Annotated in this window: 12 protein-coding genes and 1 pseudogene; 6 read left to right on the top strand and 7 right to left on the bottom strand. The window is 64.1% G+C overall.

Features of this window, described 5'->3' with window-relative positions; genetic code table 11:
* From ACIPV6_RS11980 to ACIPV6_RS11950, 7 genes and pseudogenes are all read right to left on the bottom strand, one after another.
* A pseudogene (locus ACIPV6_RS11980) lies at positions 1–449 on the bottom strand (hypothetical protein); the annotation flags it as partial.
* 160 nt (positions 450–609) lie between these two features.
* Positions 610–1953: a DUF1524 domain-containing protein gene (locus ACIPV6_RS11975; protein ID WP_400271089.1), complete on the bottom strand. Its 1344-nt coding sequence runs from the start codon at positions 1951–1953 to the stop codon at positions 610–612.
* A 129-nt stretch (positions 1954–2082) separates the two neighbouring features.
* A complete protein-coding gene (locus tag ACIPV6_RS11970; RefSeq protein ID WP_400271088.1) occupies positions 2083–2949 on the bottom strand; it encodes a methyltransferase family protein in 867 nt (288 codons plus the stop codon).
* A gap of 119 nt (positions 2950–3068) precedes the next feature.
* Entirely contained in the window at positions 3069–3827 is a 759-nt protein-coding gene (locus tag ACIPV6_RS11965; RefSeq protein WP_400271087.1) for a MerR family transcriptional regulator, read from the bottom strand.
* Positions 3828–3902: 75 nt separating this feature from the next.
* Positions 3903–4541 (bottom strand): PadR family transcriptional regulator, encoded by a 639-nt coding sequence (locus ACIPV6_RS11960; protein WP_400271086.1) that lies wholly within the window; start codon positions 4539–4541, stop codon positions 3903–3905.
* A 320-nt stretch (positions 4542–4861) separates the two neighbouring features.
* On the bottom strand, positions 4862–5683 hold the full coding sequence (nadE, locus tag ACIPV6_RS11955) for an ammonia-dependent NAD(+) synthetase (RefSeq protein WP_400271085.1): 822 nt from the start codon (positions 5681–5683) through the stop codon (positions 4862–4864).
* A 112-nt stretch (positions 5684–5795) separates the two neighbouring features.
* On the bottom strand, positions 5796–6833 hold the full coding sequence (locus ACIPV6_RS11950; RefSeq protein WP_400271084.1) for a LacI family DNA-binding transcriptional regulator: 1038 nt from the start codon (positions 6831–6833) through the stop codon (positions 5796–5798).
* A gap of 213 nt (positions 6834–7046) precedes the next feature.
* On the opposite strand from ACIPV6_RS11950, the gene ACIPV6_RS11945 reads away from it, so the two are divergent.
* From ACIPV6_RS11945 to ACIPV6_RS11920, 6 genes are all read left to right on the top strand, one after another.
* Positions 7047–7892 (top strand): sugar phosphate isomerase/epimerase family protein, encoded by an 846-nt coding sequence (locus ACIPV6_RS11945; protein ID WP_400271083.1) that lies wholly within the window; start codon positions 7047–7049, stop codon positions 7890–7892.
* Positions 7893–8030: 138 nt separating this feature from the next.
* Complete coding sequence (locus tag ACIPV6_RS11940) at positions 8031–9038, top strand: Gfo/Idh/MocA family protein (RefSeq protein ID WP_400271082.1); 1008 nt, start codon at positions 8031–8033, stop codon at positions 9036–9038.
* Between the two features lie 267 nt (positions 9039–9305).
* Complete coding sequence (locus tag ACIPV6_RS11935) at positions 9306–10838, top strand: ABC transporter substrate-binding protein (protein WP_400271081.1); 1533 nt, start codon at positions 9306–9308, stop codon at positions 10836–10838.
* 6 nt (positions 10839–10844) lie between these two features.
* Positions 10845–11786, top strand: a complete 942-nt coding sequence (locus ACIPV6_RS11930; protein ID WP_400271080.1) for an ABC transporter permease — start codon at positions 10845–10847, stop codon at positions 11784–11786.
* Positions 11783–13693: a dipeptide/oligopeptide/nickel ABC transporter permease/ATP-binding protein gene (locus ACIPV6_RS11925; protein WP_400271079.1), complete on the top strand. Its 1911-nt coding sequence runs from the start codon at positions 11783–11785 to the stop codon at positions 13691–13693. The genes ACIPV6_RS11930 and ACIPV6_RS11925 overlap by 4 nt, the downstream gene beginning before the upstream one ends.
* Positions 13690–14577, top strand: coding sequence for an ATP-binding cassette domain-containing protein (locus tag ACIPV6_RS11920; RefSeq protein WP_400271078.1), 888 nt, complete (start codon positions 13690–13692; stop codon positions 14575–14577). The genes ACIPV6_RS11925 and ACIPV6_RS11920 overlap by 4 nt, the downstream gene beginning before the upstream one ends.
* Positions 14578–14581: the final 4 nt, after the last annotated feature.

Raw genomic sequence — 14581 nt, 5'->3', positions numbered from 1 at the left:
CGCCACCCCGTGATGCCGCGTGACCCGGCGGCTGCGGTGCCGGCGTGTTTGGCTTCTTCGCGGGTCCGTTCCACCGCCTGGGCCGCGACAATTTGCAGGTACTCGATGGTGCGGGCGAGTTCCTCGACCCGGCCGGCGAAATCCGCCGCTTCCCCGAAACCGAACAACCCCGCTGCCGGGAGGGCCGAATCCCGCAGGCTCTCAAGGGCCGCGGCCCCATCATCCAAAACATCACTCAAAGAGGAGCCCGGACCACCCCAGGAGTCCTCGAGAGGTTCAGAGACGGCCCGTGCGGAGGGTGCCGATGTTCCCGGCCGGAGATGCTCCGGGTTACCCGGAATCTTTTCCGTCGCACTCTTGGCATCGAGCAGAAGCCCGGCGACACCCGAAGTGGCCCCGGAACCCGCGTCCGCCACCTCTGCCGCCTCAACCCCACCACCAATTCCCATAAACCAACCCTGACACCATGCCAATCCCCCGTGACCACCCCACCTGCCCTATGTGGAAAACCGGGCGAGAAACCCTCTCCGCAGTCAGTTGTCGAGCGAAAATGATGCCTCCGCAGGACCCTGCGGAGACATCATTTTTGGCTAGTACGGTGACAACCCGTTACTCGCACGCGACGCCGTCCTTGTCTCTGTCGAGTGCTGCGCGGTGTCCGGGCTGTCCGGCGTAGAGCGGCGCGGCGCCGGCCGCTTTTGCCGCCGCGCAATTGGCGTAGTAAGCCGCAGCCGGGGCGGGCGCAGGAACCACAACCGGTGCCGGTGCAGGCGCCGGGGCGGGCGCAGGAACTACAACCGGGGCTGGAACCGCCGTCGGCGCAGGGGCTGCGGGTGCGGGCTCAGCTACCGTCGCGGGAACAGCTGCCGGAGTGGGTGTGGGCGCAGGTGCTGGGGCCTTTTCGTTGGTCGGCGCAGCCTGGTTGGGGCAATCCGCAAGGATCCGGGCCATGGCATCGTGCTCAGCCTGCGTTACCCAGAGGCTGTAGGTGGCCTTCACGGAAATCTGCCGCGCAACGTATTCACAGCGGAACGACTTGCTCGGCGGCAGCCAGGTGGCGGCGTCGCCGTCGCCTTTCTGTTGGTTGGTGGGACCATCCGTGGCCTGCAGGTTCAAGGGATCGTTCGCCAGCGCGGTGCGTTGCTCAAGGCTGAGTTGCTGGGCTCCCTTTTGCCACGCGTCGCTGAGTGCCACCACGTGGTCGATTTGCACGGCGGTGCTGGTGGTTGCACCGCGAAGGAAGGCGATGGACTTGGCGGTGTAGGGGTCCGCGAGCATCCCGCTCTTGATTTTGCAGGGGACGCTGTTGGTGTAAGCCACCTGGGTGAGGTCCCGCTTCAGGATGTCATTGCGGGTATCGCATCCGTTGCGGTCAACGTCAGCCCATGCTTGGCCAAACTGTTCGCGGTCATACCCCGTTTTCGGGGCACGGCCCTTGATGGCGAGGGTTGCCAGGACGTCGAGGGCTTTGGAAGCGTAGGCTGGCTGGGCGTGCGGAGCCTTGTAAGTGGCGCTGGCAGCGAGTTCAGTGGTGGTCTCGGGGTCCAGTGGCGCGACCGAATCAGATTCCGAGGCCGTTGGAGATGGAGTGGCGCTGGCGGAGGTGCTGGGTTCCACCAACTTCTGGGCTTCGGCAGCAGCCTGCGATGCCTCAAGGTTCTCCTTGGGCTTGGCCGGGCTCAGGGCAGCCCCCACGACGAACAGGACCAATGCGCCGGTCAGCACGATTGCCCCGGAACGACGGCCACCGGGGATCAACGCCCAGGAACGCCGACCCGTAACGGCAACATAGATACCGGTCACCAGGGCAAAAAGCCCCACCGTGATGAGCACTCCACCGATGCCCGAGGCAACAGCGCTGATCACCAGGAAAAGCAAAGCAAGGACACCCACACAGACGGTGGAGGTGGGCAGCCGGAATGAACCCGTCCCGGGTGGTGTGTGATTAGACAAGAAAAATCCCCATTTCGAACATCGGACCGTGAGTCGCTGGCCGATAAAAGAGCGCCTGTGGCTGGACGCCCCCGGGGATTCTAGTATCGAAATTACAAGATTGTGATTTGCCGAGGATTGTTACAGGAACTACAGGGGAGATCCGGACTGCGCGCGTAGCCTCGGAATCCAGCACTGGACGTTGGCCCGGTAGCGACGGAAGTCTTCCCCGAACCGTCCCTCCAGATCGGCCTCCTCAAGTGGTCGGACAGCGTAGTTCCACACCAGGGATCCCGTCGCCGCGTAAGTCATTACCATCCACGAGCCCAGCATCAGGCCAACGGCCACTCCCTGCCCGATCCCCGCTACGGCCATTGGGTTTCGCACCCATCGGTACGGTCCTGCAATCACCAAGCGGTTAGGCATCGCCGAGGGCAGCGGGGTGCCGCGCCCCAAGGTCGACATCGTGATGGCAGAAGACACGCCGAGCGCACTCCCCAAAAGGAAGACCGACGCCCCGACTGCCCCTACCCATGCTGGAAGCCCGGCTGCAACTCCCCACCGCTGTTCCAGAAAAGCCAGAACCCAGGGGATCAAGCCAAGGAACAACCCCCAAAAGAACAGCAGCTGCAGCATGGTAGTCGCCACATGGGGAATTGTTGTGGCCCGATCACGGGCGGAGCGGAACGCAAACGGCCCTTTGAGGATCCACTCTGTGGGAACCCGCCCGAACATCATGAGACACGCGGCCACCAGCGACCCCGCGCTGGCGGCTCCCATGAGCAGGACGCCCCACCCAGCTTGCATCGTGATGGTCGCGTACAGCGCAAGTACGACGGCGACAGTCACGGTCCAGCCAGCAGTCACCTTCACGGCTACCCGGCTTCCCAGCGCTGCCGCGGCAGAGGCGATGACGAACAGCGGCACGTCGAAAATGGCGACGAGTACCGGATCCAGCCCTCCCAGGGTGGTATCCCGAACCCAAGTGGACCCGAAGACCAAGATCCACCAAGCCAAACCGGCCACGGATTGAAACGCGAAATATCATCGTCCCAGGCAGCGTGGGACGCAGGGACCGTGCTCGGCATGCAAGTGATGCTACTGCAGTCTCGGGGTCACCCGGTTCAGCACGGGGCCTACAGATTTGCCTCCGCGTAGGCCCGCAGCGCGTCCCGTACGAATGTGGCTCCGGCTTCCCCGCCGTAGTTGGCTGCAAAACGTGGATCGGCAACGTACATCTCACCCAGCCCCATGACGTAGCCCTTCACGTCCCCGCCCGGCGCCGCCGAGGGCGTTCCCGGGATACCCCGCAGCCACTCGACGTGCCGCCGTGCGAGATCCTGTGCCTCGGCACTGTCCGGAGCAACGCCGGAACCAGCGGCGGCGATCCAGTCGCGGCCCAGCTTCTGGGCCCTGTCTTTCCAAGCCTGCTTTTCTTCGGAGCCCATTCCCCGCCACCACGCGTCACTCGCGGCGTAGGCGTCCTTGCCCCATCGCTCCTCCACCTCGTCCTTGTACTGAGTGTGGTCGAAGCCGTCAAACATGTCCTGTGCCATGTACTTTCCATCCCCTGTCAATGTCGCAATGGTTTGCTGCACGGACGCGATCTGCCGTGCGAGCCGGTCCCGTTCCTGTCCCAGCCATTCCAGATGGCCGCTCAGGGCTTTGACGGTGTCCGTCTCCCGGGAAAGAACGTCCGATATCGCCGGCAAGCCCAGCCCGAGCTCCCGCAGGAGCAGGATGCGCTGGAGCTGAACCAGTGCCGGACCGTCGTAATAGCGGTAGCCATTGTGGGCGGTCCGGCTTGGCTTCAGCAGCCCGATGTCGTCGTAGTGACGCAGCGTGCGACTGGTGGTGCCTGCCATTTTGGCGATTTCCTGGATTGACCAGTCCATCCGTCCTCCATCCTGTGCTTGTTCTTCGACAGTAGAGGTTGACGTTACGTCAAGGTCAAGGGGATGAATTCGGGACTAGTCAGCCAGGATCAGGTAGAGCGCACGACGTGTCTCGTCGAGCTTTTCGATGGCGGCCTGGCGCTGCTCGTCGGTGGCGGCGGAACGGAACTGGTGGATGACGCCCATGAGCTTTCCAACGCTCTGATGGAAGGCTGCGCCGGTGGAGTCGGCCTCGGTGTTCCAGGCGTTGGCCAGTTCTTCCTCGTGCTCGGCGATGTACGCGCGGCCGTCTTCTGTGAGGGTGAATTCGGTGCGACGACCCTCGCCGACGGCGACGATCAGCCCTTCATCGACCAACTGCTGCAGTGTGGGGTAGACGGAGCCGGGGCTGGGTCGCCATGCACCTGAGGTCTTCTCTGCGATGGTCTTGATCAGCCCGTAGCCGTTCGAGGGAGCCTCCGCCAGGAGCGACAGAATTGCTGCGCGGACGTCGCCTCGGTTGCGACGGGGACCGCCCGGACCGAAGCCTCGCGGGCCGAACCCGCCGGGTCCGAAGCCTGGGCCAAAGCCGGGACCGAAGCCCGGACCAAAGCCGCCTCCGCCGTGGCCGCCCGGGCCGCGTCGGCCCTTCCCTCGGTTGAATCGGCCGCGTCCGTGGGGGTCGGCGCCGTGCTCTGGGAAGGAATTTTCGTGGTGTTCGTGGATGCCTTTCATAACAGCATCGTCCTTTCGATAGGTATCACCAATGGAGTATCGGCGATAGTTAACGATATATCGGTAGTTATCGCGTCGTCAAGGATGCTGAGAGAGGGATTGTGGGAAGGGGCCTTTGGTGGGAGAGGGTTGGCGGAAGTGGGGGCGTTTGGTGGGAGAGGGTTGGCGGAAGTGGGGGCGTTTGGTGAGAGAGGGTCGGTATATGACGACGGCGGGTGCGGACTTCGCGTGAAGTCCGCACCCGCCGTCGTGATTCAGGCAGTGCTGCGGCCGCTGGTCAATCGGCAGTCAGTTATCCGATTGAGGCGCCCGGCCGAGGGCTATTTCCACCAGGTATCGAAGATGGTGACCGGCACTGTCCGCTTGTGGCGGGTCCGGAGGTACTTCTGCTCGATGAGTTCGGCCGCACCCTCAGGCACCTCGCGGCCTTCCAGGTAATCGTCGATCTGGTCGTAGCTGATGCCGAGCTCGTCCTCGTCGGTCCGGCCGGGCTTTCCGTCCAGGAGGTCGGCAGTGGGGACCTTTTCCCACACGCGTGAGGGGGCGCCCAGTTCAGCGAGGAGCTCGCGGTTCTGGCGCTTGTTCAGTCCGAACAGCGGGAGGATGTCCGCGCCGCCGTCGCCGAACTTGGTGAAGAAGCCCGTCACAGACTCGGCGCCGTGGTCGGTGCCGAGCACCAGGTAATTGTGTTCGCCGGCCAGTGCGTACTGGGCGATCATGCGGGCGCGGGCCTTCGTGTTGCCCTTGTGGAAATCCGAGATCGCGGCACCGGTGGTCTTCTCGAACTCTTCCTCGAAGCCGTCCACGGCCTGGGAGATGTTGAAGGTCCATTCGGTCTTGGCCTTGATGAAGTCGAGCGCGGCCTGGGCGTCGTCCTCATCGTGCTGGACGCCATAGGGGAGTCGGACGGCAACGAAGTTGGCCTCGACACCTTCGGCTTCAAGCTCCTCGACGGCCAACTGGGCAAGCCGGCCGGCCAGCGACGAATCGATGCCGCCGGAAATGCCGAGCACGAAGCCCTTCGTGCCGGTGGCCTTCAAGTATTCCTTCAGGAAGGCAACCCGTTTGCGAACCTCCTCTGCGGGGTTGATCCGGGGCTGGACGCCCATTTCCTCAATGATTTTGGCCTGGAGTTCGCGCATGTGTTCAACACTAGCCAGCGCTGTTGTGACCGCTCAACCATATTGCTGCCGGAGTCCCAACTATGTAGCAGATGAGGTCGTTCCGGGCGCTGGGAGCGACGCGAACTGCGACCTACTTGGGGGCGCGGTCGGTGGCCTTGGGTGCCGGGCCCGTGGAGCCGCGCACCGTGAGATGCGTGGGCATGACCGAACGGCTCCGGCTGCCGCCGCCCGCCAAAGGATTGAGCTGGGCCAACAGCATGGACACCGCCACCCGCCCGGCTTGTTCAATCGGTGAGCTCAACGTGGTCAGTGGCGGGTTGCAGAAGTCGGCACCGAAGATGTCGTCGCAGCCCACGATGCTCATGTCTTCCGGCACACGGATGCCCCGTTCGCGCAGGCGTTGCAGCATCCCGATGGCAATGAGGTCATTGAAGACGATGCACGCGGTGACGCCACTGTGGACGGCGGCGTCTGCGGCCGCTGCACCGGACTGGGTCTTCGGGGCGAACGGGCCAAGGAGGCGCATGTCGATCCCGCGGTCCTCCGCTGCCGCGGACAGGACTGCCCACCGGCGGGAGCCCGATTGGGAGACGACAGGCCCCGAAAGGTAGGCCACGGACGTGTGCCCCAGCGAGATGAGGTGGTCCAGCGCCTGCGTCATGGCAGAGGGCGTATCGATGATGACTGCCGGCACGCCGTCCACGTCCCTGTTGACGGTGACCATGGGCATCCGCAGCGCCGCGTCGGAAAGGGCGGAGTCGTTGAGCCTGGACGCGGCAACAATAACCCCGTCGGCGTTTTTCCGGAGTTGCTCCAGGGTGCTGGCCTCAACCTCGTCCGACTCCTCGGTGTCCACCAGGAGCTGCGTGTAACCGGCGGCTTTGAGCTGGAGCTGCGTCCCGCGGATGAGGTCGAAGTAGAACGGGTTGGTGATGTCCGGGACCAGGACGCCCACGGCGCCGGTTTTCCCGGAACTCAGCGCTTTCGCCTGGGAGTTCGGCGTGTAGTTAAGTTCGACGGCGGCAGCCTGGATCCGCTGCCGGGTGCGGATATTCACGCGGTCGGGATTGGTCAGGGCCCGTGAGACGGTTGACGCTGCGACGCCGCACAGCGCGGCAATGTCATGGATGGTGGCAGGACGGTCTGCTGCCACGGGTGGCGTCGCCATGGGCGTTCCTCTCTGAACAAAGGATTCCGTAAGGGCCGGATCCTGCTGTGACCGCTGCCACAGTGTGGATCAACCGTGCCACACTTGCAAACTTTTGGCAATCGGTTGTCAATGGCGTGCCAAGCTAGCTAGACTCAAACGGACAAGACCCGCTGTGAACTGCATCACCGCGCACCAGCCCTGAGCTTTGGTGCCGCCCATCAAGGAGATTTTGTGACTCAACCCCGCGCCGTGTGGAGCCTGTCAGGTTTCGGCGATGAAGTAGACCCCGACCCCGCCATCCAGGCAGCGGTGCTCCTCGCGCTCGGAGCGAGCCATATCGAAGTGCGCAGCGCCTGGGGGACCAATGTCTCGGAACTGGCGCCGGCCGACGTCGAGCGCCTCAAGGCGATCCTCGATGAAAAGGGCCTGAAGGTTTCGGCGGTGGCCAGCCCTATTGGAAAAGTGGACGTCAGCCTCCCTGTGGAGCACGAGGTGGAACGGCTGCGGCAGATCATCTCCGTCGCCAAGGGCCTGGACGCCAACTACGTCCGGATTTTCTCCTTCTACCGCGGCGAGGGCCAGAGCCAGGAAGACATCCGCGACGCCGTGATCGAACGCATGGCGGCGCTGGCTGCGGAGGCTGCAAACGAGCGCATTGTGCTCCTCCACGAAAACGAGAAGGGCATCTACGGAGATACCCCGGAGCGCGTCCTGGACATGATGGAAGCCGTGAACTCGCCGGCGCTCCGGGTTGCCTGGGACAACGCCAACTTCGTCCAGGTGGGGGTCAAGCCTTACACGCAGGGGTATGCCCTGTTGCGCCCGTACCTCGAGTACTTCCAGGTGAAGGATGCCCTGGCGTCCACGGGCGAGGTTGTACCTTCCGGCGAAGGCGACGGCGAATTGGACGAGACCATCGCCGCGCTGGCAGCTGATGGCTTCTCCGGCTTCGCCTCGCTGGAACCCCACCTCGCCCAGGCCCACGAGCTCGGAGGGTTCTCCGGGCCGGTGGCATTCGGTGTTGCTGCCCGGGCGTTTGCCGGGCTTGCAGCGAAGAATGGCGTCAGCCTGGCTTGAGCCCAGGGCGTCCGGCAACCGGCGCACTCGCTAGCCTTGGCGTCCGCCAACCTGGGCCCCCTGGCCTGCGCGGCACATAACAGCGCCGCGCACACCAGGGCGGCACAAACCAACCCATTCCTTCGAAGGAGCAGGAACATGCCAACAGCGGCCGTCATCGGTTGTGGTGACGTATCGAGTGTCCATTTCGCGGCGCTGGCAACCATGGCTGATGCCGACTTGGTTGCTGTCTGCGACACCAATCCCGAACGTCTGGAAGCGGCGGCAACTGCTTACGGCGTCCCCGGGTACGCGAGCCACCTCGACCTGCTCGACAAGGTGCGTCCCGACGTCGTACATATCTGCACGCCGCACCACCTCCACGCCTCGCTAGCCGCCGACTGCCTTGATGCCGGCGTGAGTGTCATCGTCGAGAAGCCGCTGGCGCACACTCTCGAAGAGGGACGGCGGCTCATCGAGCTGGCGGAGCGGAGCACGGCGAAGATCGCCGTCTGCTTCCAGAACCGCTACAACGCGACGTCGCAAGCCATGCGGGAACTGCTCGACGGCGGCACGCTGGGCCAGGTGCTGGGGGCGTCGGCCACTGTGATGTGGCACCGAACGGGTGACTACTACCGCGACCGGCCGTGGCGTGGCACGTGGGCCGGAGGTGGTGGCGGGTTGATGATGAACCAGGCCATCCACACCGTGGACCTGCTGCAGTGGCTGGTGGGTGACGTGGCGAAGGTTGAAGGCCATGCATCCACCAGGGCGCTGGCCGGCGTGATCGAGGTGGAGGACACCGCCGACTTCGTGGCCGAGCATGAGAACGGCGCGCGCAGCGTCTTCTTCGCAACGCTGGCGAATCCCGTGAACGCACCGGTGACGCTGGACGTCGTTACAGAGAACGGCACCCTTAGCCTCCGGGGCGAGCTGACCGTCACGTACGCCGACGGCAGGGTGGACGTGATTCCCGAGCGCACCCTGGAGTCCGGCGGCCGGGCTTATTGGGGCGTTTCCCATGAGCTGCTGATCCGGGACTTCTACGCCAAGCTCGACCATCCGGAGCCCTTCTGGATCAGCCCTGCCGAGGCGGCAAAGTCGCTGCGGATCGTGAAGGACATCTATGCCCAGAGCTACCCGGACATGCTGGACCGGGTGGGCTGACCTTCCTCTTGACGTACCCAGGCAGGTCGGAGTTGTGCACGTTATGAGCCCTCAAAACGCGCACAACTGCGACCTGCTTGGGTATGTGCGCAATGACTCCTGAAAACAGCTTGGCAACAACTTCAGAAACTTTTGACAATCGGTTGCCAAAGGCGGCCAAAGACCGTACTGTAAATCCCACACACCAGAAATATGTGGCCCAGGCCACACCTTCTAAGCTCTGATCCGATCCCGTTCGCATCAGGCAAGACTCTTTAGGAGCCGACAATGAAGTTAGGTCCCAAGGCGGCAGCAGCTGCCCTTGTACTGAGTGCCTCTCTCGCGCTCACGGCCTGTGGCGGCGGTGGAGCCGGCGCCGGTTCGAACGCCGGCGGAACCACCGTCACGGCACTCACGTTGGGAACCCTCCGCGATCTTACCTCGTGGGACCCGGCCCAGGCCCACGTTGGCCACGCGCTGCAGCCCTACCAGGCGGCCTACGATTCGCTGATCCTTCGCGAACCGGACGGCAAGCTGAGCCCCATGCTGGCCACCGCGTGGAAGTATAACGACACCAACACCAAGCTCACCGTGGACCTCCGCACGGACGTCACGTTCAGCGACGGGGCCAAGTTCGACGCCGAAGCGGCCAAGGCCAACCTGGACCACTTCAAGAAGGCCAACGGTCCCCAGATGGCCCAGCTCAGCTCGGTATCCGACGTTGCCGTGGTTGACGCGGACACCATCGACATCAACCTCACCGCTCCCGAACCCGCCCTGGAGTTCTTCCTCAGCCAGGCCGCCGGCCTGATGGGCAGCCCCAAGGCCTTGGGCACCGACGCCATCAAGACCGTTCCCGTCGGCTCCGGCCCGTACGTGATGGACAAGGCAGCCTCCGTCAAGGATTCCCAGACGGTCTTCACAGCCCGTGAAGGCTACTGGAACAAGGACCTCCAGAAGTACAAGAAGCTGACGCTCAAGGTCCTGCTTGATCCGACGGCCCGCACCAACGCGCTGGTCTCCGGCCAGATCGACGCCACGCTCCTTGACCCCAAGAACGGCAAGCAGGCCGAGGGCGCCAAGATGAAGCTCGAAACCAACCAGGTTGACTGGTCCGGCCTGCTCCTTTTGGACCGCGACGGCACCAGGAATCCTGCTCTGGGCAACGTCAAGGTCCGCCAGGCCATCAACTACGCCTTCGACCGCAAGACCATCCTGGACCAGGTGATGCTCGGCCAGGGCACGCCCACCTCACAGCCGTTCGGCAAGGACAGTGGTGCCTGGAGCGAAGAGTTGGAGAACTACTACAGCTACGATCCCGCCAAGGCCAAGCAGCTCCTGAAAGAGTCCGGCTTCGAGGGCAAGGTCAGCCTCGACGTTCCCACGCTTCCGGGCGCTGAGACCCTGATCTCCGTGCTCAAGCAGCAGTTGGCCGATGTGGGCATCACCCTGAACCCGGGTGCGGCCATCACCAACACGTTCACCGCGGACGTTGCAGCCCAGAAGTACCAAGCACTGTTCTTCAACCTCTTCCAGGGCGAACCGACCGTTGCGATCGACCAGATCGTTTCCACGAAGGCCCTGTACAACCCGTTCAAGTCCACTACTCCTGAGCTTGAGGAGAAGATCCAGGCTGTACGCACCGCCGGTGACGCAGCTGGCGAAAAGGCCAAGGAAGTAAACAAGTACGTGGTTGAGCAGGCCTGGTTCGCCCCGCTGTTCCGTGTGAACCAGATGTACTACCACAACGACAAGGTGAACGTGGTTCCCCAGGCCCAGCAGGCCGTTCCGTCCATCTACAACTACTCGCCTGCCAAGTAGGACCCCATGATCAAGTTCATTGCGAAAAGGCTGGGCAGCGGGGTGGTGGTGCTGTTCGTCGTCTCGGTGCTCACCTTCACCCTGCTGTACACAGCCAGCGGAAGCATTGCGCAAAACATCCTGGGCGACCAGGCAACCCCTGAACAAGTCGCCGCTAAGGAACACGAACTGGGACTCGACCAGCCCCTCTTCGTTCGCTATTTCGCCTGGTTGGGCGATGCCTTGAGCGGAAACCTCGGAGCCTCGTGGTTCACGTCCGAGCCCGTGGCCAACTCCCTGGCCACCCGGATCCCCGTGACCATGACCATGGTTTTCGCCGCAATGATCCTGATCGCCCTCTGCGCAGCACTGATCGGTGTTGCGGCAGCCGTCAAGCGCGGCTGGGTGGACAGGGTGGTCCAGATTGGCGCGATCATTGGCGACTCCATTCCGGGGTATGTGATCGGCGTGTTCCTGGTTACCATCCTGGCCATCCAGCTGGGCCTGTTCCCCGCTACCAGCACCATCTCGCCCGAGGTAGGGCCTGAAGCGTGGATCGTTTCGATGACCTTGCCGGTCATCGCCCTCCTGATCAACGGCGTCACCGGCGGTGCCCAGCAGATCCGCAGCGCCGTCATCAAGCAACTCGAACGCGATTACGTCCGCACGCTCCGCAGCCGTGGCATCGGCGAGCGGGAGATCCTGTTCAAGCACGTCCTGCGCAGTGCCGCCCCCGCCGGCTTGACGGTCCTGAGCCTCCAGCTGATCGGCATGCTGGGCGGCGTGGTGATCATCGAGCAGATCTTCGCCCTTCCGGGCATGGGTCCGCTCGCAGTTGCGGCCACTGGCCAGACTGACCTTCCCGTCGTCATGGGAGTGGTGATGTACACCGTGGTGGTGGTCATCGTGGTGAACCTCCTGGTGGACATCCTCAATGGTTGGCTCAACCCGAAAGTGCGTGTGTCATGAGCGACTCCATAAATTCAACAGCAGACCTTGCGGCGCAGCCCGCAACAGGCCAAAGCGGCACCGTGGTCCGTTCCACCGTGATGCGCCGCCTCATCAGGAACCCCCTGGGCATCGCAGCCCTCGTCATCCTGACAACCATCGCGTTGCTGGCGATCTTCGCCCCGGTGCTGGCTCCATTCGAAGAGAACTTCGCCAACATCAGCAAGACCCTGGCCGCCCCGGACTCCACCAACATCCTGGGAACGGACAGCGCAGGGCGGGACACGTGGAGCCGGTTGCTCTTCGGCGCCCAGCTGACCCTGCTTTCGGCCTTGCTCTGTGCAGGCGTGGCCATCGCCATCGGCCTCCCGGCAGGACTCATCGCCGGCTACTACGCCGGCAAATTCGAGGCCGTGTCCAACTGGGTGGTCAGCATCCTCATGAGCCTGCCCGGCCTGATCGTCCTGCTCACCATCCGTGCAGCGTTCGGCCCGTCCGTGTGGATTTCCATGATCGCTTTCGGCATCCTGATCAGCCCGTCCTATTTCAGGCTCACCAGGGCTGCCGTCCAGTCGGTGCGCAATGAGCTGTACGTCGACGCGGCCCGAGTTTCAGGCCTCTCCGACGTCCGGATTGTTGCCCGCCACATCTTCTCTGTGGTCCGCGCGCCGATCATCATCCAGACGGCCGCAATCGCCGGGGTTGCCATCGCCATCCAATCCGGCCTGGAATTCCTTGGTCTCGGCGATCCCACCAAGGCAACGTGGGGCGTCATGCTCTCCGAGGGCTTCAAGAACGTCTACCTGACGCCCACGCTCCTCCTCTGGCCGGCACTCGCCATGGCCCTCACCATCGGCGGACTCGTCCTGCTGGGCAACGCCATCCGCGACGCCCTGGAGGACGGCGAAAAGATCAAGCACCGCAAGAAACGCACCCCTGCTTCGGGCACAGCCGGCGCCAGCACGACGGCGGAACCCGCCAAGGCGCGCCCGTCGCGTAAGTCGGTTGCCGCCGTCGAGCGTGGAACCGAACACCATCTGGTCAAGGTGACCAACCTCGGCGTCGGCTATCCGCAGGCGGATGGTTCCATCAAGAAAGTGGTTGACGATGTGTCCTTCCACGTGGACCGCGGCGAGATCCTGGGCATCGTGGGGGAGTCGGGTTCGGGCAAGTCCCAGACCGCCTTCTCCATCCTGGGCCTGCTGCCGGACAACGCCCGGATCGTGGCCGGTTCCATCCAGTTCGACGGCAACTACACCGTGGCTCCCGGCGAGGACCGCGTCAGCCAGGAACGGTTGTCCAAGCTGCGCGGCAAGCGGATCTCCTACATTCCGCAGGAACCCATGAGCAACCTGGACCCGGCGTTCACCATCGGGTACCAGCTGGTCACGCCCATGGTCCGCGTCCTGGGCATCTCCAAGGCGGAGGCAAGGACCCGCGCGCTGAAGCTGCTGACCGACGTCGGGATCGTCAACCCGGAGCGGACGTTCGCCGCCTACCCGCACGAAGTTTCCGGCGGCATGGCCCAGCGGGTGCTGATCGCCGGAGCGATCAGCTGCGAACCGGACCTGGTGATCGCCGATGAGCCCACCACTGCCCTCGACGTAACGGTGCAGGCCGACGTGTTGGACCTGCTGCGCGAGCTGCAGCAGCGGCTGAACATCGGCGTCATCCTGGTGACCCACAACTTCGGTGTTGTCGCCGACCTCTGCGACCGGGTGGCCGTGATGCAGAACGGCCGGCTCGTGGAGGAAGGGACCGTCCGGGACATCCTCCGGAACCCGAAAGAGAAGTACACCCAGACCCTGCTGGGGTCCATGCTTGAAGGTAAGACGCCCATGACCATGCTTGTTTCCCCGCCCGAGGGGCCCGTTTCACACGCAGATTCAGCCACGCGTCATGCAGCAGAAAAGGAGCCGGTGGCATGACTGCTTCCCAGAACCCAGGGCAGGAAGCCCCGCTGCTGTCCGTGGAAAACCTGGTGGTGGAGTACCCCAGCAAGAGGTTCCGTGCCAAGCCGTTCCGGGCGCTGACGGACATCAATATCACCATCGGCCAAGGTGAAACCCTGGGGCTGGTGGGGGAGTCCGGATCGGGCAAGACCACCCTAGGGCGGGCCGTGCTTGGCCTGGCTCCGGTCACCGAGGGCAAGGTGATCTTCGAAGGCAACGACATCAGCAACGACTCCCGCAAGGAGCGCCGCACGCTGAGCCGGGACCTGCAGGTGGTCTTCCAGGATCCGTACACCTCGCTGAACCCGGCCTTGGAAATCGGCGACATCCTGGCCGAGCCGCTTGGCGTGCAGGGCATGGCGGCGGCTGAAGCGAAGAAGCGCGTGCGCGAGCTGCTGGACCAGGTGGGACTGCCGTCAGACGCGATCCACCGGCTCCCGCGGGAGTTCAGCGGTGGCCAGCGGCAGCGCGTGGCAATCGCCCGGGCTCTGGCGCTCTCTCCCAAACTGATCGTGTGCGACGAACCCGTCAGCGCCCTGGACCTGTCCACGCAGGCCCGCGTGCTGGACCTGTTCCTGCAGATCCAGAAGGACACCGGGGTCTCCTACCTGTTCGTTTCCCACGACCTCGACGTGGTGCGGCACATCAGCCACCGTGTCGCCGTCATGTACCGCGGCGAAATCGTGGAGCAGGGACCTGCGGAAACCGTCACCCGCGACCCCGAACACCCCTACACGCAGCGGTTGCTGTTGGCTTCACCGGTGCCCGATCCGGACCGCCAGGAACAACGCAGGGCCGACAGGCACCGTTTGCTCGAGCAGCAGCGCCAACAGACCGAACAGGCTGGCGCCGCGGCATAGCTGT

Origin of the sequence: Paenarthrobacter sp. NPDC089988 (assembly GCF_044748465.1) — a bacterium.
Taxonomy (GTDB): Bacteria; Actinomycetota; Actinomycetes; order Actinomycetales; family Micrococcaceae; genus Arthrobacter.
Note: the sequence above shows the minus strand (reverse complement) of the source record. Positions and strands in the feature narration are given on the sequence as shown.

Excerpts from the sequence above, each read along its gene's own strand:
- ACIPV6_RS11920 (WP_400271078.1), top strand. The coding sequence starts at position 13,690 with ATGACTGCTTCCCAGAACCCAGGGCAGGAAGCCCCGCTGCTGTCCGTG.
- ACIPV6_RS11935 (WP_400271081.1), top strand. The coding sequence starts at position 9,306 with ATGAAGTTAGGTCCCAAGGCGGCAGCAGCTGCCCTTGTACTGAGTGCC.
- ACIPV6_RS11960 (WP_400271086.1), bottom strand. The coding sequence starts at position 4,541 with ATGAAAGGCATCCACGAACACCACGAAAATTCCTTCCCAGAGCACGGC.
- ACIPV6_RS11930 (WP_400271080.1), top strand. The coding sequence starts at position 10,845 with ATGATCAAGTTCATTGCGAAAAGGCTGGGCAGCGGGGTGGTGGTGCTG.
- nadE (WP_400271085.1), bottom strand. The coding sequence starts at position 5,683 with ATGCGCGAACTCCAGGCCAAAATCATTGAGGAAATGGGCGTCCAGCCC.
- ACIPV6_RS11965 (WP_400271087.1), bottom strand. The coding sequence starts at position 3,827 with ATGGACTGGTCAATCCAGGAAATCGCCAAAATGGCAGGCACCACCAGT.
- ACIPV6_RS11940 (WP_400271082.1), top strand. The coding sequence starts at position 8,031 with ATGCCAACAGCGGCCGTCATCGGTTGTGGTGACGTATCGAGTGTCCAT.
- ACIPV6_RS11950 (WP_400271084.1), bottom strand. The coding sequence starts at position 6,833 with ATGGCGACGCCACCCGTGGCAGCAGACCGTCCTGCCACCATCCATGAC.
- ACIPV6_RS11925 (WP_400271079.1), top strand. The coding sequence starts at position 11,783 with ATGAGCGACTCCATAAATTCAACAGCAGACCTTGCGGCGCAGCCCGCA.